At 50.8% G+C, this 20,438-nt stretch carries 18 protein-coding genes and 1 pseudogene; 10 read left to right on the forward strand and 9 right to left on the reverse strand.

Features of this window, described 5'->3' with window-relative positions:
- Positions 1-105: 105 nt before the first annotated feature.
- The 3 genes from ABV298_RS14720 to ABV298_RS14730 all read left to right on the forward strand — a co-directional run bounded on the left by ABV298_RS14720 (position 106) and on the right by ABV298_RS14730 (position 3,019).
- Positions 106-1,125, forward strand: a complete 1,020-nt coding sequence (locus tag ABV298_RS14720) for an alpha/beta fold hydrolase (RefSeq protein WP_353722823.1) — start codon at positions 106-108, stop codon at positions 1,123-1,125.
- A 109-nt stretch (positions 1,126-1,234) separates the two neighbouring features.
- The gene (locus ABV298_RS14725; RefSeq protein WP_353722824.1) at positions 1,235-2,062 is read left to right on the forward strand and encodes an SDR family oxidoreductase; all 828 of its coding nucleotides are present in this window, start codon (positions 1,235-1,237) and stop codon (positions 2,060-2,062) included.
- 144 nt (positions 2,063-2,206) lie between these two features.
- Positions 2,207-3,019: a hypothetical protein gene (locus tag ABV298_RS14730; protein WP_353722825.1), complete on the forward strand. Its 813-nt coding sequence runs from the start codon at positions 2,207-2,209 to the stop codon at positions 3,017-3,019.
- A 13-nt stretch (positions 3,020-3,032) separates the two neighbouring features.
- Here the strand turns inward: ABV298_RS14730 and ABV298_RS14735 are convergent, their stop codons facing one another.
- Both ABV298_RS14735 and ABV298_RS14740 read right to left on the reverse strand, forming a co-directional pair.
- Complete coding sequence (locus ABV298_RS14735; RefSeq protein ID WP_353722826.1) at positions 3,033-3,707, reverse strand: Uma2 family endonuclease; 675 nt, start codon at positions 3,705-3,707, stop codon at positions 3,033-3,035.
- Between the two features lie 42 nt (positions 3,708-3,749).
- Positions 3,750-5,291 (reverse strand): YifB family Mg chelatase-like AAA ATPase, encoded by a 1,542-nt coding sequence (locus ABV298_RS14740; protein ID WP_353722827.1) that lies wholly within the window; start codon positions 5,289-5,291, stop codon positions 3,750-3,752.
- A 134-nt stretch (positions 5,292-5,425) separates the two neighbouring features.
- Here ABV298_RS14740 and ABV298_RS14745 point away from each other — a divergent pair, with 134 nt between their 5' ends.
- From ABV298_RS14745 to ABV298_RS14760, 4 genes are all read left to right on the forward strand, one after another.
- On the forward strand, positions 5,426-6,208 hold the full coding sequence (locus ABV298_RS14745; protein WP_353722828.1) for an N-acetylmuramoyl-L-alanine amidase: 783 nt from the start codon (positions 5,426-5,428) through the stop codon (positions 6,206-6,208).
- A gap of 16 nt (positions 6,209-6,224) precedes the next feature.
- On the forward strand, positions 6,225-6,437 hold the full coding sequence (locus tag ABV298_RS14750; protein WP_353722829.1) for a hypothetical protein: 213 nt from the start codon (positions 6,225-6,227) through the stop codon (positions 6,435-6,437).
- A gap of 120 nt (positions 6,438-6,557) precedes the next feature.
- Positions 6,558-6,893: a helix-turn-helix transcriptional regulator gene (locus tag ABV298_RS14755; protein ID WP_353722830.1), complete on the forward strand. Its 336-nt coding sequence runs from the start codon at positions 6,558-6,560 to the stop codon at positions 6,891-6,893.
- Complete coding sequence (locus tag ABV298_RS14760) at positions 6,890-9,547, forward strand: ABC transporter permease (RefSeq protein WP_353722831.1); 2,658 nt, start codon at positions 6,890-6,892, stop codon at positions 9,545-9,547. Before ABV298_RS14755 ends, ABV298_RS14760 begins: the two co-directional genes overlap by 4 nt.
- Positions 9,548-9,549: 2 nt before the next feature.
- On the opposite strand, the gene ABV298_RS14765 is transcribed toward ABV298_RS14760, so the two are convergent.
- Together ABV298_RS14765 and ABV298_RS14770 are read right to left on the reverse strand one after the other, a co-directional pair.
- Positions 9,550-10,398, reverse strand: coding sequence for a TIGR01459 family HAD-type hydrolase (locus tag ABV298_RS14765; protein ID WP_353722832.1), 849 nt, complete (start codon positions 10,396-10,398; stop codon positions 9,550-9,552).
- 41 nt (positions 10,399-10,439) lie between these two features.
- Positions 10,440-11,480 (reverse strand): hypothetical protein, encoded by a 1,041-nt coding sequence (locus tag ABV298_RS14770; RefSeq protein WP_353722833.1) that lies wholly within the window; start codon positions 11,478-11,480, stop codon positions 10,440-10,442.
- Between the two features lie 159 nt (positions 11,481-11,639).
- Between ABV298_RS14770 and ABV298_RS14775 the strand changes: the two genes are divergently transcribed.
- Complete coding sequence (locus ABV298_RS14775; protein ID WP_353722834.1) at positions 11,640-12,620, forward strand: 1-acyl-sn-glycerol-3-phosphate acyltransferase; 981 nt, start codon at positions 11,640-11,642, stop codon at positions 12,618-12,620.
- A gap of 106 nt (positions 12,621-12,726) precedes the next feature.
- Here the strand turns inward: ABV298_RS14775 and ABV298_RS14780 are convergent, their stop codons facing one another.
- Positions 12,727-13,785, reverse strand: a complete 1,059-nt coding sequence (locus tag ABV298_RS14780; protein WP_353722835.1) for a VOC family protein — start codon at positions 13,783-13,785, stop codon at positions 12,727-12,729.
- A gap of 277 nt (positions 13,786-14,062) precedes the next feature.
- Here ABV298_RS14780 and aroB point away from each other — a divergent pair.
- Both aroB and ABV298_RS14790 read left to right on the forward strand, forming a co-directional pair.
- Positions 14,063-15,098 (forward strand): annotated as a pseudogene (aroB, locus tag ABV298_RS14785) (3-dehydroquinate synthase).
- A gap of 93 nt (positions 15,099-15,191) precedes the next feature.
- Positions 15,192-15,767: a DUF4136 domain-containing protein gene (locus ABV298_RS14790; RefSeq protein WP_353722836.1), complete on the forward strand. Its 576-nt coding sequence runs from the start codon at positions 15,192-15,194 to the stop codon at positions 15,765-15,767.
- Between the two features lie 136 nt (positions 15,768-15,903).
- On the opposite strand, the gene ABV298_RS14795 is transcribed toward ABV298_RS14790, so the two are convergent.
- The 4 genes from ABV298_RS14795 to ABV298_RS14810 form a co-directional block, all read right to left on the reverse strand.
- Positions 15,904-16,788 carry an NAD(P)-dependent oxidoreductase gene (locus ABV298_RS14795; RefSeq protein WP_353722837.1) on the reverse strand — a complete coding sequence of 295 codons (885 nt, stop codon included), beginning with the start codon at positions 16,786-16,788 and terminating at the stop codon, positions 15,904-15,906.
- A 23-nt stretch (positions 16,789-16,811) separates the two neighbouring features.
- Complete coding sequence (locus ABV298_RS14800) at positions 16,812-18,425, reverse strand: acyl-CoA carboxylase subunit beta (protein WP_353722838.1); 1,614 nt, start codon at positions 18,423-18,425, stop codon at positions 16,812-16,814.
- Between the two features lie 105 nt (positions 18,426-18,530).
- The gene (locus ABV298_RS14805; RefSeq protein ID WP_353722839.1) at positions 18,531-19,496 is read right to left on the reverse strand and encodes an MlaD family protein; all 966 of its coding nucleotides are present in this window, start codon (positions 19,494-19,496) and stop codon (positions 18,531-18,533) included.
- Positions 19,497-19,630: 134 nt separating this feature from the next.
- The gene (locus ABV298_RS14810; protein ID WP_353722840.1) at positions 19,631-20,428 is read right to left on the reverse strand and encodes an N-acetylmuramoyl-L-alanine amidase; all 798 of its coding nucleotides are present in this window, start codon (positions 20,426-20,428) and stop codon (positions 19,631-19,633) included.
- Positions 20,429-20,438 lie beyond the last annotated feature (10 nt).

Genomic DNA, 20,438 nt, shown 5'->3' on the forward strand with positions numbered 1-20,438 from the left:
TGGCGCAGGGATAACAGAATTTGCTGAATGGTGACATCATGCGTAAATTAACCCGATAAAACTAGCGATCTTTCGTATCTCTGAAACCTTCTTAACTCATAAAAAATGTTAAAATTCATCCTCTGGGTCGCTGCGATCCTCGTGATCCTCGGTGTAGTGTTCCTGTCAGGCCCCAAAGTGCCCGAAGCACGCCTTACGCCCGTTTTGCCTACCGTCACCGGCGATCTTCTGAAACTGGAAGAGGAAATAAACCGGACTGAAAAGGCCATTCCGCTGCTCAAACCCGATAATGAGGCGCGCATTGTGTGGGCCAACGACAGTTTGAAGCAGAAAACGACGTATAGCATCGTATATATTCATGGTTTCGGCGCCAGCTGGGCGGAGGGCGACCCTGTTCATAAAGACCTGGCAAGAAGATACGGCGCGAACCTTTACCTCGCGCGTATGCACGATGCCGGTATCGCAGATACGAACGCATTCGACGACCTGACGCCCGCCAATTTTCTGGCGGGTGCAAAACGGGCGCTGGCTATTGGGAAGGTTTTGGGCGACAGCGTGATCGTGATCGGCACTTCGGCGGGCGGATTACTATCGGTTTACCTGGCCGCTGCGCACCCGGAAATCAAGGGACTTGTCCTTTACTCGCCCTGTATGGCCATTGCAAATCCGGCTATGAAGCTCGTAACCGGCCCGTGGGGGCAGCAGATTCTGCATAAGGTAATGGGGACGCATAACATGGGTAAAGACTCTCTTCCGGCCCAGGCGCAGTTCTGGTTGCAGGGCTATCATACGAACGGGCTCACGACTTTACAGCAGATGATCGACGCCATCGCCCGGCCGGAGATTTACAAGGAGATCAAAATGCCCGTTTTTGTAGGGTATTATTATAAAAACGATGAAGAACAGGACAAAGTAGTGTCGGTAAAGGCGATCCGCAAGATGTTCGAAGGGCTCGGAACACCCGCAGGCCTGAAAGAAGAAAAAGCATTCCCCGAAAGCGGCGACCACGTGATCGCATCGCGTCTGCGTTCGAAAGACGTAAAGAGCGTGTACGAGGCCACAGACCGGTTTTTTCAGGAAAAGCTGCACATGAAACCAGTAGAAAACGCTGCCGCTCAACCTTGAACGGGTACGGAAACGGCATTGTGAGGGGGTAATTTGTGGTTAAACCGATGAAAAATGCTTTACTTTGCCGCCTTGAACGGACGTCCTAATATCAACAAAGAAAGGAAACATGGCTTACGGTTTATTAAAAGGAAAAAGAGGAATTATATCGGGTGCATTGGACGAAAACTCCATTGCCTGGAAAGTAGCGCTGAAAGCAAAGGAAGAAGGTGCCACGTTTGTACTTACCAACGCGCCGATTGCGATGCGCATGGGGGCAATCAACGACCTGGCGAAGCAATGCGACGCCGAGATCATTCCTGCCGACGCTACTTCCCTGGAAGATATCGAGAACCTTTTTACCAAATCGACCGAGATCCTCGGCGGCAAGATCGATTTCGTACTCCATTCGATCGGAATGTCGCTGAACGTTCGTAAAGGCAGATCTTATGGTGACCTGAACTACGAATGGTTCCAGAAGGGCGTAGATATATCCGCGTTGTCACTGCACAAATTTCTTCAGGTTGCGGAAAAGCTCGACGCGATCAACGAATGGGGGTCGGTTGTGGCATTATCCTACATTGCGGCCCAAAGAACCTACTCTTTTTACAGCGACATGGCCGAAGCCAAGGCGATGCTCGAAAGCATTGCGCGCAGCTATGGCTACCGCTACGGAAAAGCCAAAAATGTACGTGTAAATACCATTTCGCAGTCGCCTACCAAAACCAAGGCCGGCTCGGGCATCGAAGGGTTCGACGCATTCTATGATTTTGCGGAAAAAATGAGCCCGCTGGGGAACGCTTCGGCAGACGATTGCGCGAACTACGCCATTACCCTGTTCTCCGACCTGACCCGTTTCGTGACCATGCAGAACTTGTATCACGACGGCGGTTATTCTTCCACCGGTATTTCGGAGGAACTGGTAACGATGATCCAGCAACAGGCGCAGCAGCAGTAATATTCCAATTGACATCCTGAAAAACCCTTCAAGGCACGCGTTTTGAAGGGTTTTCTTTTTGTATTAAAATAAATGCGTATAGCCACCGTTTGGCGTTGTGTAATATTTGAAGAACCAATTAGTTTAGCCAAATAAATTCCATTTATGAATCATCAGACCCATCACCCCTTTTTCAGCAAATTCGGGGCGCAGGCAAGCCGCCTGCTGCTTGCGGTATTATTCCTGACGATAGTTTCATGCGGAAGCGAGAAAGAGGCCACCCGGGCCGTTCCCGACGCGCCGGTTTATACCATCGTGTTTCTGGATAAAACCCAAAGCGTACATGTGGATAAACAGTATGTCAACCAGAAATACCGCCAGGCGCTTACCGATATCGTGGAGAACAATATGAAGAACAAGGGGGATAAACTGGAAGTATATTTTATCCACGAAAACACTTCGAAAGCCCGTGCGTTGTCGCTCACCGTTCGGAGCGAACGCGATGACCTCGAAGGAGCGAATGCTACCGACCGCGAGGGTATTGAAACAGCATTCCAATTGGCTTTGCAGAAGGAAAAGAGCATTTACCTACGCCAGTTGCTTGCGAAGCTCAACCAGCAGAACACCGGCTCGTCAAACCTCTCGACCGACATTTGGGCCAGTCTGCCTGTAATCGCCAAAGCCGGAGAAAGTGGTTCACAAGTGAAGGTATACTATTTCAGTGATATGGTAGAAAGCGTAAAAGGCACCGACCGCCGCGATTTTCATGCCAATCCGCCGAAGAGCGACGCGGAAGCGGAGGCGGATGCCAAAGAAGATACGAAAAAGCTGGAACGGTATGCAATTGGCTCTCCGCAGGTGACGATCGTATCGCCGTTCGAGCCGACGGCTTCTAGTAAGGAGAACAACCCGCACGTGACGCATTATTGGCAGACACTCTTTCAGGAATTGGGCGGGGTAAGCGTAGAGGAACTTTGAGTAGTTGAGGGAATTATAGATTTTGAATGGCTTTCAGATTCTCCGCATCGTCGAAAATGGCGACAATCGGAATCTGGAAGCCGTCAATTACGAAGCTCTTAATGTCGCCCACCGCAGATTTGAGAATCAACTGATATTCGTCGCCGAAAAGGTGATATTGCTCGACTGTGTGACTTTCCGGGTCAACTATCCAGTACTCTTCAATTCTGTGTGCCTGGTAGTCCCTAAACTTTACACCGCGGTCACGAGCCGCTGTCGACGGAGATAAAATTTCGACAATAAAATCGGGTGCTGGAAAAAGCACCTGTTTATCGGTCATCTTATCTGCTTTTTCTTTTCTGAAATAGCACAGGTCCGGCTCATAATCATTGCGAGTGAGAGCAACCATATATTTTTCTCCTCCAACCAAACCTAGCCCTTCCCTGTTGACATAAATATCGAGCAGATGGCCGAGGCGAAAGAATATCCTGCCATGTTGCTTCTGCGCCGGAGAGTGAACAATGATTTCGCCGTTTATGAACTCTACCTTTTGTTCTCCGGTAATGTCATTGTAAAATTTCAACCGGCGCTTCTGTTCTTCATCAAGCGCTTTTTGTACCGCATCCAGCACCAGATAGGCATCCGGCACATTCATGATTTCCGAAACGATACGATTACTCATCTCTTTGGTCAGTTGTAGTGTTTCCAAATTTAACAAAGTTTAAGGTGAAAAAATAGACTATTAGCACGGTCATCCAGCCCAGTTCTCCCGGTCCAGACTCCGGTATTGAATCGCTTCGGCCAAATGCTCGACTTTGATATCGTCGCTATCGGCGAGGTCGGCGATGGTGCGGGAGACTTTGAGGATGCGGTCGTAGGCACGTGCGGAGAGACCGATGCGCTCCATCGCTTTACGGAGCAACATTTTGCCGGAATCTTCGATGATACAGATCTGCCTGACCATTTCCGGCGTCATCATCGCATTGGAATAGATTTCCTTATGGTTCCTGAAACGCTCGGTCTGGCGTTGGCGGGCATTGATCACACGCGTGCGGATTTGCTCACTGCTCTCGGATTTGCGGGTGGAAGAAATTTGATCGAAGGAGACAGGCGTAACTTCTACATGGAGGTCGATGCGGTCCAGAAGCGGACCGCTGATTTTGTTAAGATATTTTTGAACAACGCCCGGGCCGCAGACGCATTCTTTTTCGGGATGGTTATAATAGCCGCACGGGCAGGGGTTCATGCTGGCAATCAGCATGAAGTTCGCGGGATATTCTACCGCCATTTTCGCCCTGGAAATACTCACTCTTCGCTCTTCCAGAGGCTGGCGCATTACTTCCAGTACGGATCTTTTGAATTCGGGCAGCTCGTCGAGGAAGAGCACGCCGTTGTGGGCCAGTGAAATCTCGCCCGGTTGCGGATAGCTTCCGCCTCCCACCAACGCCACATCGCTGATCGAATGGTGCGGCGAACGGAACGGCCTGCGTGAAACGAGCGTCGCCTCTTTGCCGAGCTTGCCGGCTACCGAATGGATTTTGGTCGTTTCCAATGCCTCTGGCAGGCTTAACGGCGGCAATATGCCAGGTATGCGTTTCGCAAGCATCGTTTTACCAGCCCCCGGCGGTCCGATCATAATGGCGTTATGCCCGCCCGCTGCCGTAATTTCCAACGCACGTTTGATGTTCTCCTGGCCTTGTACGTGCTCGAAATCGGCCTCGTATTCGTTTTGAGAGGTAAAGAACAGGTCGCGCGTGTCTACGTGAAGCGGCTCGATGTCCTGAACGCCCTTGAAGAAGCCGACGGCCTGCGCCAGCGTTTCGACGGGTATTACATCGATGTTATTGACAATGGCTGCTTCATGTGCGTTTTCGGCGGGTAGGACAATGCCTTTGAAGCCTTGTTTACGCGCTTCAATGGCAATCGGCAGGACGCCTTTAATGGGCCGGAGAATCCCGTCGAGCGAGAGCTCGCCCAGGATAAAGTAATCCTCGATGGAGCGTGTACAAACGAGCTGGTCGGAGCATTGCAATGTACAAATGGCAATGGGCAGGTCATATGCCGAACCCTCTTTACGGATGTCGGCGGGTGCCAGGTTGACGACCAGTTTCTGCCGGGGCATTTTAAAACCGCAGTGTTTCAGGGACGCCTCCACGCGCTGCTGGCTTTCCTTTACAGCGCTGTCGGCCAGGCCGACCATATAAAAGCCCAGTCCCTGGCCTACATTGACTTCGATGGTAATGATGGTGGCGTCGACGCCGGACACGGCGCTTCCGTAGGTTTTCGCAAGCATAAGTGTGTGCTTTAAGTAAATTGAAAGATTCCCGGCAAAAATAGCAGGAAAAAGGATAAACCAGGGAAACCGTCGGGAAGGCTTGCGCAACCGCCTGATCATTCCTAATTTATGAATCCATTATATTGTTTCGCATGAACCGCATTCTACTGGTCCTGTTACTGCTCGCCGGCGTCGCGTCGGTTGCCTTCGCCCAATCGAGGCGGAAACCCTTAAAAGGCAAAATCATTTGCATCGATCCCGGCCATGGTGGCACGGCTGCCACGGACAGCTACCGGGTCGGTCCCGGCGGCGAGCGGGAAGAGTGGATTAACCTGCGCGTTGGCTTACTGTTGCAAAAACTGCTGGAAAAGAAAGGGGCCAGGGTAGTCATGACGCGGGTAGAGGACATTCAGGTGCCGCTGCCTGATCGCGCGACGCTCGCCAAAAACCGTAAAGCCGATCTTTTCGTTTCCATTCACCACAATGCGACAGCCGATTCTTCCGTCAATTTTCCCATCATTTATTTTCATGGAAACAAGTCGGAAAATGTCGCGAGTGTCGATTTTGGTAAAGAACTGGCCGCCCGGCTGCTCAAATATCTGCATAAGCCCGGCACGCCGGTGTCATTGGTCTCGGACTTTACCATCTTCGCCGACGCAGGTGCCTCGGTGCTTAGAAACACTTACGGAATACCCGCGGTTTTGGCGGAAGCTTCATTTTTTACGAACCCTTCCGAAGAACAGCGATTGAAACAACCTGAACACAACCGACGGGAGGCTATGGCCTATTTGGAAGCAGTGATTGCATTCTTTTCGAAGCCGGTCGCGCCTATTGCCGCGAAAAATTCAAAAGTCCCCGCTATTCCCCCATTCAAGGTTTTTCAGGAAGCCGAGCGTATGACCCCCCATTGCAAAGCGGTGGCGGCAGGATTTTGAGGAAGGTAAAGTATTCATGACGAAGCGGGACACTGCATTGCTACGTGAATCCTATGAGCTTTTTACCCGTTCAGCCCGTTCGTTTCCCGATTCCTGGGTTGCCGGGCAATGCCATCAAAACCGCGCAGTCCTGTTACGAAAACTAGGCAAGGCCGTCGAAGCCGGGCAGGAAGATGAGCGGTTCCGAGAGTACTATGTGCCCGTTTCGGCGATTCCTGCTGTCCGTTAACGAATTACAAGCGTCCGCTTACGGACAAAAAATCATTTTACTTTATAATAATTAATTGATATATAGGTATCCTTTAAATTGGCACAATTATTTTATCTACAAAAGTGAAAAATATAAAACATGAAGCGGATCTACCTTGGAGAGTTTGAAGAACTGGTGCTGTTGACCGTGGCTATTCTTAAAGAGAAGGCCTACGGCGTGGCGATCGCTGATGAGTTGCAGGATCAGACCGGCCGCTCGGCCAATATCAGCGCGGTGCATGCGGCATTGCACCGGTTGGAAGAAAAAGGGATGCTCGTATCGCATCTGGGAGAAGCCACGGCCGAACGTGGCGGCAGGCGCAAGCGACTGTTTGCGGTGACGGCATTGGGTGGCGCAACATTATCGGAGATCAAGGAGATGCGAAACCGACTTTGGAATGCGATTGGACCGGACACTTTAATACCCGCCATATGAATTCTCCTAAGCCTCCCCGCTGGGCCGATGCCCTGCTCAGGTTGCTATGCACACCCCATTTGGTGGAAGAAGTGCAGGGCGATCTCCATGAGCGTTTTCAAGCTGATTACCTGGCTTTTGGCCAAAAGGAGGCGAGCCGACGCTATTCCCTGAATGTAATAGGCTTCATCCGCCTGCGTTTCGGATTCGAGCGGGCAGGCTGGTCGAAGGCATTAAGGACACAAATTAATCCGAATCATCAGACCCCATACCAGGCCATGTTCAACAATTACTTCAAAATTGCGCTGCGCAACCTTTGGCGCAATCGTACGACCAGCATTGTCAGCATCCTGGGCCTGTCGGTTGGGCTTGCGAGCGGGCTGGTAATTTTTTTGCTTGTGGGTTACCTGTTTAGTTTTAACCGCTATCACACCAAATCGGAGCGCATTTACTGGGTCGTTACCGATATTTTGAATGATAAACCGCAGCCAACCGATGTGACGCCGAGACCGCTTGGACAAGTACTTCGCGATGAATATCCATTTGTGGAAAGTGCCGTGCGATTGAACAATGTATTCGGCGCATTGGTGAGCGTCCCGGATGGGAAGGGAGGCATGTCAAAAAAATTTGAGGAATCCCGGAATATCTGTTTTACAGAACCGGAGTATTTCAAAGTCTTCGATTCCGAATGGGCAGCAGGTGATCAGCGAGCGGCATTAAGCGCTCCGAATACAGCCGTGCTATCGAGGGAATATGCGAAAAAGTACTTTGGTACTGACCAGGCCATCGGCAAAATGTTACGCCTGGATAACAAAACAGACCTGACGATAACTGGTATTATCGAAAACCCGCCTTCAAACACCCAACTGCGGTATGATGTGCTCATTTCCTACTCCACGCTGCCGGGCTTGTGGAATGACCCAGGCATGATGCAGGCCTGGGGCGAACCGATTACCATGTGCTGGGTGGCATTGAAAGAAGGTGTCGGTGTGGCCCGCCTGGACCGAACGTTAACGGAGATCACGCGGAAGCATTATAGTAGAAAAGACGCAGGAACATACAAAATGCGGACGATCCCGCTGCACGAAATGTTCCATATGCCCGGTTACGGTCCGGCGCCGCGCCCCGTTTTATACGCGTTGATCGTTGTCGGTGTATTTCTGGTGATTGCGGCTTGTGTGAATTTCATCAACTTGTGCACAGCCCAGGCCGTCAGACGGGCGAAGGAAGTGGGCGTGCGGAAAACGATGGGCAGCTCGCGGGCGCAGTTGATTGGGCAGTTTATGCTGGAAACGGCGATATTATGTGGGGCGGCGTTTGTCATGGCATTGTTGCTCACCCAATTGAACCTGCCGATGCTGAACGGCGCATTGTGGATGCTGCGTCCAGACATTTCTGTGCTGGATTTATTGAATACCCATGCATTGTGGTGGTTTGGAAGCCTGGTAATGCTGGTGATCCTGCTGGCGGGACTTTATCCGTCGGCTGTGATGGCCCGCTTCAATCCGGTAGCTGCATTGAAAGGCAGGCCGGGCGCCCGGCGCGATGGAAAGTTTTCGGTGAGGAAGAGCCTGGTGGTCGTGCAGTTTTTTATCACGCAGCTTTTCATTATCGGGGTGATCGTGATGTCGGCGCAGGTGAAGCATTTGAAAACGGCTGATCCCGGATTTGATCCGGAAGCCATTCTGATGGTGGGCCTTCCGGGCGGCAATGCTGCGAGAACCGATGCCTGGACCAATCGGCTCGGTACCATGCCGGGTGTGCAGGCCGTGGCGCTGGCTGGCGAGCCGCCTATGTCCCAAATGGATACCGATGAGCCATTTACATTCGATCATCGTACTGAAAAGGAAAAGTTTCAGGTGCGTGTACGGATTGGAGACGACCATTATGTGCCTGTTTTTGGATTAAGAATGCTGGCAGGTAGGAACCTCGAATCCCGGGATACTTCACGTCGGGAAGCACTGGTAAACCAGGCGATGCTAAAACAGCTTGGAATCGGCAATCCGGTCGACATTTTGAACAAGGACATCCGGCTTTGGGACCGCGAACGTACGATAGTCGGCGTTATCAGGGACTTTAACCTGGACCCGCTGAGCAATTCCGCGCAGCCTGCGGTCGTGGTGAACGAGCCTACGGCTTATGCCATGACGGCCATTAAGCTTCAAACCGGCACGATGGATACGACCTTACCCCGCATTGAAAAGGCCTGGAATGCATTGTTTCAGGAGAATGTTTATCATTCCGGTTTTTTGGAAGACAAGATCAACGATTTCTATTCTACCGAACAAATACTGTTGGGCCTGATCCGCGTATTTTCCGCCATCGCGATCCTGATCGGCTGCCTCGGGCTATACGGCCTCGTCACTTTTATGGCCGAATCGCGGTCGAAAGAAATCGGCGTGCGAAAAGTGCTCGGCGCGACGGAGAACCAGGTGCTCTGGATATTCGGAAGAGATTTCGGGCGATTACTGGTCACAGGTTTTGTACCCGCAGCGGCATTGGGCTGGTTCCTGATGTCCAACTGGCTCCAAAGATATGCGTACCGCATCGATGTCGGCTGGTGGATTTTCGCATTGACCATTGGGATAACAGCTCTGATCACGCTACTGACTATTTCCATTCAATCCATGCGGGCGGCAAGAACCAACCCAGTCGTATGCTTGCGGAGCGAATAACGTTATTCCACCACCGCCGAAACGCAAATGTAAGTCGGAATAATACCGGTCGCACGGATACGTACCTCGGCATCTTCCGCTTGGGTATTGCCCGTGAGCACGAGCGCGGTATCGAGCCCGAATTTATTGCCACCGAGAATGTCGGTGTTCAGCGTGTCGCCTACCATGAGGATTTCCTTTTTGCTCACATTCGGATAGTTTTTGATATGCTGGTAGGCAAAAATGAACATCTGCGGGTCCGGTTTACCGAAGCGGATAAATTGCCGGCCGATGGTGTCCTCGATCATCTTGGCCAATGCGCCGATTGCGAAAGATACGCGACTTTTGGATGCCGGGTAAGTTTTGTCGGTATTGGCCACGATTACCGGAATGTTGCGTTTGCGAAGCAGATTCAGCGTTTTGGTCAGATCCGTGTTCCAGTCGAAGCCTTCGTCATCCAAAAACACCAACGCATTGATATCCGCCACATTATTTAAATCCAGCTGACGGATTGAAAGCGTTTTGAGGTCAGGCGTTTCAATGTAATGCGCCGAATTTTCTGTGCCTAAATATGCCACTACGCCCTGTCTCACTTTCAAACCGAGGTATTCGCGCGCGAGCATGCCCGAGGATATGATGCGGTCGGGCGTAACGTCGTACACACCCAGGTTCACATAGCTTTGCGCGAGCTGCTCCGGGCTGCGGGATGCGTCGTTTGTAACTACATAAAAGTCCTTTCCGCGCTCGCGCAGGTAGGCGAATGTATTTTCGATGCCCGGAATCAGCCCGTTGTAGGTTTTCAGCACGCCGAACGCGTCGAAGAAAATTACGTCGTATTTCGAAATGACGGATTTGAAGTTATCGAGGACCATACAGTTGGTGTCTTGGAGTGAAGTTGATTAAAGGAGGTATGCTAGATTTTCAGTGTGCGGAGAATTTTGTCGGCATCGAAGCCGTCGATCGACGGGAAATATAATTCATAGGCCTCCCGTTGCAGCTTGGTGCAATAGGAGCGGTGGAAAAAATATTTGCCATATTTGATCACATAATTCAATATAAAAAAGCGGTAGGCTTCCTTCATGAAGCGCACCTCGTTTTCCGTCAGCGGATACACCTTATGATATTCCTGTAAAAAGATCATAAACCGGTCTTCCATCAGCGGGCCGATAAGATAGCTGAACACGGTGCGGTCGCCGACGTTGGAGCACACCCGGCTGAAAAAATAGAAATCCATCACCCGCGACGATACCCGGAACCAGTCGTAATCCCAGCGCGAAAAGAGCTTCATATCGTCGGTAACGGAGAAATTCCCGATGTTCCAGTCCACAAAAACAGGCATGAGGTCGAACGAGCTGACGTTCAGCCGCTGGATATTTTTCATGAAAATATCGCATTGCTTTTTGAGGATATTGATGTAACCGCGGTGCTCATACTGGCCCGTATCGGTTTCGAGGATTTCCAGCAAATGGTGTATGTCTGTCCGCAGGTTTTTGGAAGATTTTGGAATGGACCGGCTTGCCCGGAAACATGCCTGATGGAATTTGGCGGCTTCTGCGCCCAGCTTGCGGATATGGTCCTCTTCGAGGCGCCGCGGGAGCCGGTTCATGGCACGGATCGGGTTGTAAAACACCACCCATGTGTCTACGAAATCTTCCTGATAACGGTACGTATAAACCTGATTATTCTTCACCAGCGACTTCGCAAGAACGTTCTCGAAAGGGTAAAGCAGGTTATTGGCAAGGGCCTGGATGATCCGGTGATCTTCCTTGAAATGTTCGTATTTTCCGAAATATGAAAGTTTGGCGACTACCTTGTCGTCGTTATCGAGCGTAACCCGGAAAACGTGGTTGGTGGAAACTTTCGCACTGATGTCCTCTACAAATTTGACCCCGATGGAATTATCGAAGCCCGCCCAGGCTTTCCGGATAATTTGGGGATAATCTTTTAAACGCATTCCTGATCTCGCATTAGCTTTACAAAAGTAGATTCGACGCTCCGGGGAGGCCTATGATGACACCAAAGGTAGCAAACTAGCAAGAGCAGAATACCCTGGCAGCGAAGGATTGAATAAAAAAATAATCGCCTAATTTTGCAAAAACATACTTTTTGAACTTTGTTTTACTATTTCTCGCGTTTTCTGGTCCGTCTCGCATTGCCTATTTATCTGAGAAAGCTTTGCGTCGTCAATTTCGATAAATTACCCAAAGGAGCGCCGTTGCTGCTGGCCTCCAACCATCCCGATTCATTTTTCGATGCGGTGGTAATCGGCTCCGTGCTCAAACAGCCCATTCATACGCTCACTCGCGGCGACGTTTTCCGAAAAAAAACGGCTGCGTTCTGGCTGCGCCAGATCAACCTGATCCCCGTTTTTCGCGGTTCGGAAGGCAGGCAATATGTCAAAAACCATGATGTTACCGCGCAGGAAAGCCACGATGCGCTCAAAAAGGGCGATGCCGTGGTGGTCTTCTCGGAAGGTATTTGCGTAAATGAATGGCGCCTGCGCCCCCTTGGCAAAGGTACTGCGCGGATGGCCTATAAAATCTGGTACGGCGACGACGCGCTGCAAAGTATGAAGGTGATCCCGACCGGCCTGAACTACGAAAACTTCCGTGGCCCCGGCAAGCGGGTTTCCCTCAATTTTGGCGAAGCCATTGCTGCCGCCGACATTCAGACCAGCCCGCAGGAATACGAAAAGTGGCTCCGGGAATTTAACGAAATCCTCGACCGGAAGATGAATGCGGAGATACTCACCGTCCCCGCCGATCTGCCCAAAGCCGAGCAACAACGACAACTCAGCGCATTCTTCGATCAATGCGCGGCAGCGAAAGCGAAAAGCAATCCATTGCTGGGCGCAATCGGCTGGATTGGCCGCATGGTCCATTTGCCATTATATTCTTTCTTCGAAAAAAAGGCAGCCAAACTCACCGCGCGGTCGGTTTTTTACGATTCCGTACTTTTTGGTATGCTGCTGTATTTGTACCCGGTGATCGTGGTATTGCTTTCAATCATCGTAGCCGCATTCGCGGGCTGGCAGGCGGGACTGGGGCTGTTTGTAGGGTTGCCATTGCTGGCCTGGATTGGGAGCAAGTACTAAGTTCTTGGTGCTCCAAAAAAAGCATTAACCATGTAAATTTGAACTTCACCTGCAAATTTGCATGGTTAATTTACAAATTTTGTATTTTAGTAATACAAAATTTGTACTATTTGTCCTTTACTTTCCCTAGCCCCATCGCTTTTAACATCCAGTTCGGCAACGGCTTCCGAAGCCCGCGTTTTTGCAGGTCCATGAACCAGCCCAGCTTTTTCAGAATAGGCACCTTATGGGTTTCCACAAGTTCGATCAGCGTTCCATCCGGGTCTTCGAGATAGGCGAAGCGGCCCGCGGCATTTTCCATTCCAAATGAGCTTTCACTATCGACGGTGAATGAATAACCTTGCGCTTGCAGTTTGGTTTTCAATGCGTTCATATCCAGCGTGTCGAAGCACAGGTGAATGTACCCGCAATCGCCCCAGAAACGGTTTTCGAATATTTTTTTGGGTGTGCGGTCAAGCGCTTGCACGAGCTCGATCTGCACGTCGCCGAGCAGGCGGCTGAATGCGCCGTCGGGGGTGAAGCTTTTGCGAAGCAGCATTCTGCGAAAGCGCTGGCCCGGAATGGAGGTAGGTAGGTCTTCGAAAACGCCGGTTTTGTCATAAACGATATGCAGCGGTTGCAGCAGGTTTTGGTAGAAAACCACAGCCTTGTCGATGTCGGACACGCCGATTACAACGCCCGCCACGCCACCGACATTCTTGCCTTTGGTCTGAAACCAGGTAGCATCGCTCGTAATCTGAAATATATTGCCCCACGGGTCGGCTCCCCAGAAACCTTCGCCTTCGGGCAGCTTTGCGAGCGGGCCGGTCGCTTCTTTCGAGTGGCCTTTCACCCATTCGTGTGCCTTTTTTACATCAGGTGCTTTGAAACGGATCGCATTAATGCCCAGATCACCGATTTCAACTTTGAAATTTGCCGGTTGTGAAACGCGGCTCGTGAACGACCATATTTCCAGTCCGCCACCGCCGGCCATATTGATCACCAGTGCCGCCTGCCGCGATTGCACTTTGCCGCCGGTATAGGGCGTCATGAGCGGGGCATCGGCTTTTTCATCGAATATGGGCACGTCGAAACCCAGCACCTGCCGGTACCATTTCCAGGTTTCGGGCACATTCCGGCAACCGATTCCTACCTGTTGAATTCCAGAGATCAGCGGAGCACTCATTTGTCGAGGTATAAAAGATAAAGGTGGATAATCTTAAAGAAGGGACAATTTTACGAAATAAAAAGCAAATGAGCCGTGGCACAGGCGTTTGAACCGGGAATGCGACCTGTGGAAAAATTTCTCGGGATACAAAAAACAAATGATTATTTGATAAGCGTAATAATTGCTATCTTTAAAATGGTTTTCCAAAATTTTATTTTAAGATCTTGGAAATCAACGCATCCATTTGGTTGCACTCGTCGTATCTGCGATGAGCCCGTCTCAATGATAGTTTAGAATGAACCAGTCAGTAGTAATTGCACCGATAGGCGAGAGCCTACCGGATTTTTTGAGTTCCAAACAGTATTCAAAAATTGTAGTAATAGCCGATAACAACACAAAAAAGCATTGTTATCCGATTTTAAAAGCGTTTTTGCCGAAGCATGGTGTTGTAACCGTTCCCAGCGGCGAGGCGCATAAAACCTTGGCGACTTGCGAAAAAATCTGGGAAGCCATGACGAAGGAGGAGCTCGACCGGCATGCATTGGTGGTGAATGTCGGCGGCGGGGTGATCGGGGATATGGGGGGGATTTTGTGCCGCGGTGTACAAACGTGGAATAGATTTTATTCAGGTTCCGACGACCTTGCTGGCGCAGGTCGATGCGAGCGTGGGAGGAAAATTAGGTATTGATTTTCAGGGTTTCAAAAATCACCTGGGCGTTTTCAACATCCCGAAAAGTGTGCTGATCGACCCGGTGTTTCTGAAAACATTGCCGGAACGTGAAATACGGTCGGGGTTTGCGGAGATCGTCAAGCATTGCCTGATCGCCGACGGTGCGAAATGGGAGGAAATCCGGGCCAAAGATTTCGAAGAACAAAACTGGCCCGACCTGATCGCGCATTCGGTGAAGATCAAACAGCAGGTGGTGGATCAGGACCCGACGGAGAAAGGATTGCGGAAGATATTGAATTTCGGGCACACGCTCGGGCACGCGGTGGAGACGTGCTTTTTGAACAAGTCGCCCAAAGAGCGGCTTTTCCACGGGGAAGCCATCGCGGTGGGGATGATCATGGAAGCGTACCTGTCGTTCGAGCGGAAAATGATCGACCAGCAGACGCTGACGGACATCGAGGAATTCCTGTTCGCTACCTACGGCAAGGTGAAGATCAAGCCGGAGGATGTGGAGGAAATCATCGCATTGACACGGCAGGATAAGAAGAATAAAGGAAAGGAAATCAGGTTTTCATTGCTGAGTGGAGCCGGGCAATGTGCCTTTGATATAGTAGTAACAGCGGCTGAAATGCGCAGATCAATAGCTTATTATTTGGGATAGATTTACAGGTTCGGCATAAGCTATTGGTAGTGTAAGAGGAGTATTTCAAAATACATTCTTGATATATTTTAATTCACAACCTGACAAATTTTAATGCTTATGCTGAGGTCTATTTCAATTTTTGCCGCTTTGCTGCTCGTAGCCGTTATAGCAGGGTGCTCCAGTGGCCGGAAAGTGTTTGTGGAGCATGATTACAGCTACGAAACCAATTTTAAAGATTACTCTTCTTATACGTTTCTGGAATGCGAGAGGGATACCAACAATCTTTGCACCGAAATTTACGAAGCGATCCGCCGCCAGATGCAAGTGAGGGGCTACAAGCTCACCGCCGAAAAGCCTACGCTGCTGGTTAACTACGGTATTTTTTATGATAACCTGCGCTACCAGGGTTATATGCAGCCGGTGATCAAGAACTGGGTAGACACTGAGAACGAGGGCTTTCGCTACGAGCCGATCAAATATGCGCTCGATAAGGGTACGCTGATCGTCTCGCTGATCGACGCGGAGAGCGATCAGGTAGTCTGGAGAGGATATGCCTCGGGTATATTCAAAGGATCGGAAGGTTCCAATAACCACTACCGCAGCGTAGTAAGGCGCATTTTCGACCAATACCCGTTATTTGCCAAAGGGTATGACCCGCGGCGTTATGGCGAGCAGGTTGGACGATAATAGCCGATCAGAAATCGTCGACATAATGGTGCCCGCCGGAAGCTGTCGCTACCATATCAGCAACGCACTGGTTGAAATGGCTCAGGATCTTCTCGTTGAAGATTTTGAGCCATTTCTGTTTAATTAAATATAAAATCTACTTCGTCAAGCCGGCATCGTCGGACGCACCCAATGCCAATGCGCCCCAATCGAGGTTTTCGCGACCTTTGGCGAGGCCGGAAATGAATCGGTTTTTGATGATGTCCGCAAAAGGCATCGGCGCATTTACATCCGAAGCGGTTTGCAATGTGAGGTTAATATCCTTCAACCCCAGCGGAAAGCGGAATGCAACCGGCTCGTAAGTGTTGCTGGCGACGAGCTTACCATAATTCTGGAAAATCGGTGCGGCGAACAGGGTCGACGTCAGCATTTCGTAAATGCTTTGTCGTGAAATACCGTTCTTTTCGGCCATTGTAAATGCCTCGCCCATCATTTCGAGGCTGCACGCGATCATAAAGTTACCGGCAAGCTTGATCACATTCGCGGCTCCGGGGTCGTCGCCGAAATCAAAAACGCCTTTTACAAAACTTTGCACAATGGGCTTGATGCGTTCCTTTGCAGCCGCATTGCCCGAAAGACAGATGTTTCCCACCTTCGCGCGTACGGCTTCCGGACGGGCGAATATGGGTGCGCCCACATAATGCGCGCCATACCACTCATGTACCTGCGCAAGCTGGCGCGAGGTTTCGGGCGAAATGGTGCTCATGGAAATATGTATACCGTCTTTTCCGAGCTTTTCCACCAATTCCATCGAGAATATTTCTTCCACCGCGGCATCGTCGGCAAGTACCGAAAATACCAATCCGCCCGTAGTAATGGCGTCCATGGGGTTTTCTACAACGGTGGCGCCGAGTTTGGTCAATGGTTCCGCTTTGGCGGCTGTCCTGTTCCAGACGACCAGTTCATAACCTGCTTCGAGCAGGCTTTCAGCGATAGGAGTACCAAGGTTCCCGAGTCCGAGAAACGCAATTTTTTCCGACATAAATTACAGATTTAGATTTCAATTTAAACTTGAATGACACCCACATTGAATGCCTTCTCAATAGGCGCCTGATCGGCGGCTTTGATACCCTCCGAGATAATGCGCCGTGTTTCGACCGGATCGATAATGCCATCTACCCAAAGGCGGGCAGCGGCGTAGTAAGGAGATAATTCCTGATTGTAGCGATCGGTAATCTGGTTTAACAATTCCTTTTCCGCCTCCGGGGTGATCGTTTCGCCTTTGGCTTTCAATGTGGCGGTTTGTACTTGCAGCAAAGTCCGTGCCGCGGTGGCGCCGCTCATCACGGCCATTTGGGCCGTGGGCCAGGCGAATATCAGGCGAGGATCGTAAGCCTTGCCGCACATAGCGTAGTTGCCCGCACCGTAAGAGTTTCCAATGATGAATGTAAACTTCGGCACCACCGAATTGGCTACCGCATTCACCATTTTAGCCCCATCCTTGATAATGCCGCCCTGCTCGGCGCGGCTGCCTACCATAAAACCCGTCACGTCGTGGAAAAACACGAGCGGGATTTTCTTCTGGTTGCAGTTCATGATAAACCGCGCCGCTTTGTCGGCGGCTTCGGCGTAAATGACGCCGCCCATTTGCATTTCACCTTTCCCCGACCGCACCATTTTGCGCTGGTTCGCGACGATGCCCACAGCCCAGCCGCCCACGCGTGCGTAGGCGCATATGAGTGTTTTTCCGTAATCGGGTTTGTACTCGTCGAGCTCCGAGTTGTCCACAATGCATTCCAGGATGGGCAGTACGTCGTAAGGTTTCAGGCGGTCGGTGGGGAGGAGATCGTAAATTTCCTCTGGCTGGCGGGTAGGAGGCAGCGGGTTTTTGTAGTCAAAACCGGCGGAAAATGGTTTGCCGATTTTATCAATATGCCTTCTGATGGCGTCCAGACAGGATTTATCGTCGGAGAACTTGTTGTCCGTGACGCCGGAGATCTCGCAATGCATCGCTGCACCCCCGAGTGATTCCGTATCGATATCTTCGCCAATAGAGGATTTGACCAAATAGGGGCCGGCCAGAAACACGGAGCCGGTACCTTCGACTATGAATGCCTCGTCGGACATGATCGGCAGATAGGCCCCACCCGCTACGCAAGCCCCCATGATTGCCGAAATCTGAACGATGCCCATAGCCGACATTTGGGCATTGTTCCGGAAAATGCGGCCGAAATGTTCCTTATCCGCGAAAACTTCCGCCTGCATGGGCAGGTATACGCCCGCGCTGTCGACAAGGTAAATGACTGGCAGTCGGTTTTCCATCGCAATCTCCTGCGCGCGCAAATTTTTCTTCGCGGCTATCGGAAACCATGCACCCGCTTTCACGGTTGCGTCATTCGCGACGATCATGCATTGCCTTCCCGACACATAACCAATACCGGCTACCACGCCGCCCGACGGGCAGCCGCCCTCTTCTTCATACATTCCCTCTCCCGCGAATGCGCCTATTTCGAGGAAATCGGAACCTTCGTCGGTCAGGTAGGCGATCCTTTCGCGTGCTGTGAGCTTGCCTTTCTGGTGCTGCGCTTCGATTTTTTTTCTGCCCCCGCCGAGCTTGACCTGCTCGTACTTCCGATTCAGGATTTCGATGAGGTGTGGTAGGCTTTCCTGGCTGGTCATGATGATGAAGAATGGTGTGAATAATTGAAATGGGCTTATTTCAAATGTAAAAAGTCGTTTACCGGTAAGCAAACGACTTTCATATTTATTTAAAAATGTAAGGCCCTATTTAATGGTCGTGGCCGTGTCCAGCGGCGATTCGGCCGGCCCTTTGTCTTTTTTACCAAAAACAGAAACATTAATATAACGTTTCGGATGCTCGCGGAAGTTGGTGAGCAGCTTATTCATGCTGATCATCGTGCGATTGAGGTTGTTATATAATGTCTCGTCCTTCACGAGTTTGCCAGCGGTTCCTTTGCCCGATTCGACACTTGCCAGCAGGGTATGCAGCTCTTCGATCGTTTTCCGCGCGCTCGTTACGGTTTCGCCGAGGCGCAATGCATTCAGCGAATCGGCCAGTGTGCCGGTTTTGGCGAGCAGTGGTTTCAGTTCTTTTTCGGTTTCTACAAGCGATGTCGTCAGTTTGTTCAGGTTCGAGGTCATGGCCAGCAGGTTCGCCCGGTTTTCGGCGAGGAGCCCTTGCAGGCTGGTGCCTGTCTGATTATAATTTTTCAAAACCTGGTTCAGGATCAGCCCCGTTTCCTGAAAGCCGCCTACAACGAGATCGAGGTTCTTGATGAGCGAATCGGCATGGGAAACGAGCGGTAACGCCTTTTCCTGCAAAACAGCAGAAATACCCGACTCCTTCCGCGCTACCAGCGTGTCGCCATCCTTCATCGGTGCGCCGTTACCCATGGCAAGGTGGATCACCTTCCCACCGAGCAGCCCGCCGTCGGCGAGTACCGCGCCTGTTCCCTGAGGCACTACAATGCCTTTTTGGACATCGACGGTCACCAGCAAATGGTTCTGGCGGTTTTGAAGCAACCTGATTTCCTGCACCCGTCCCACATTCAAACCATTCAACAAAACGGGATTGGATACCGTCAGCCCGTCGATATTGTCGTAAACGACGTGGTATTTATATGTCCTGGAAAAAACGTCGGAACCTTTGAGGATATGAAAGCCGAAATACAGCATGACGATGGCGAGAATCGCCATAATTCCGACTTTTGCTTCTCTTGATAATTTCATGGACTATCTGTTTGACCTGCATTGACCGGCGCAGGCGTAATCGGTATTAAACTTCAGAATTCAGCGATTTTCAGGCTTAACACCAAAGTATCAAAAATTGTTTTGACAAATCAAAGCATTATGTGACCGGTTAGCTACCGGTCCATATCTTTTTTATACGCCATAAATGCCGAGTGAATGCATTTGGCTATTTCTTCCTGGCCTTCTTCCGAGCTCAGGTATTCCTCTTCGTCCGGTGACGACAGGAAGCCTGTTTCGATCAGTACGCTCGGCATTGCGCAGCGCCATAGCACAAGGAACCCGGCCTGCTTCACGCCCCGGCTTTCCCGTTCGGAGATCGACTGGAATTTCTTCTCGATCAGATCGGCGAAACGTAAGCTGCTGGAAATGAATGCACTCTGGTAATTGGCGAGCATAATGTGGGCCAGCGGCGAATCGGGATCGAAGCCTTTGTATTTCTGTTTATAATTGGTTTCCTGCAAGATTACCGAGTTTTCGCGTTTCGCAACTTCCAGGTTACCCTCGGTTTTGTGCAAACCCATGACGAACGTTTCAGTACCTCTCACGGACCTGGAACGGGGTGTGGCATTGCAATGGATAGAAATGAAAAGATCGGCGTTGTTGCGGTTGGCGAATGCGGAACGTTCGCCGAGTTCGATGAAGACGTCGGTAGAGCGCGTATAGAGCACCTTTACATCGGGCGTTTCTTCCTTGATTTTCTTACCGAGCTCCAAAGCTACGGCCAGCGCTACATCTTTTTCCTTGGTGTATTTGCCCCTGGTGCCGGGGTCTTTGCCGCCGTGACCGGCGTCTATCACAACTGTATTGACCTTGCTTCCCGATTTCACAGTAACCGGTTCTTGCTGAAAAACAAAGGCGACGCTAGCCAGCAGGAAACTTGCTACAATTACTAATTTAAGAAGTTTTAACATTATTTTTTAG

It is taken from the genome of Dyadobacter sp. 676 (genome assembly GCF_040448675.1).
In the GTDB taxonomy this organism is placed as follows: Bacteria; Bacteroidota; Bacteroidia; order Cytophagales; family Spirosomataceae; genus Dyadobacter.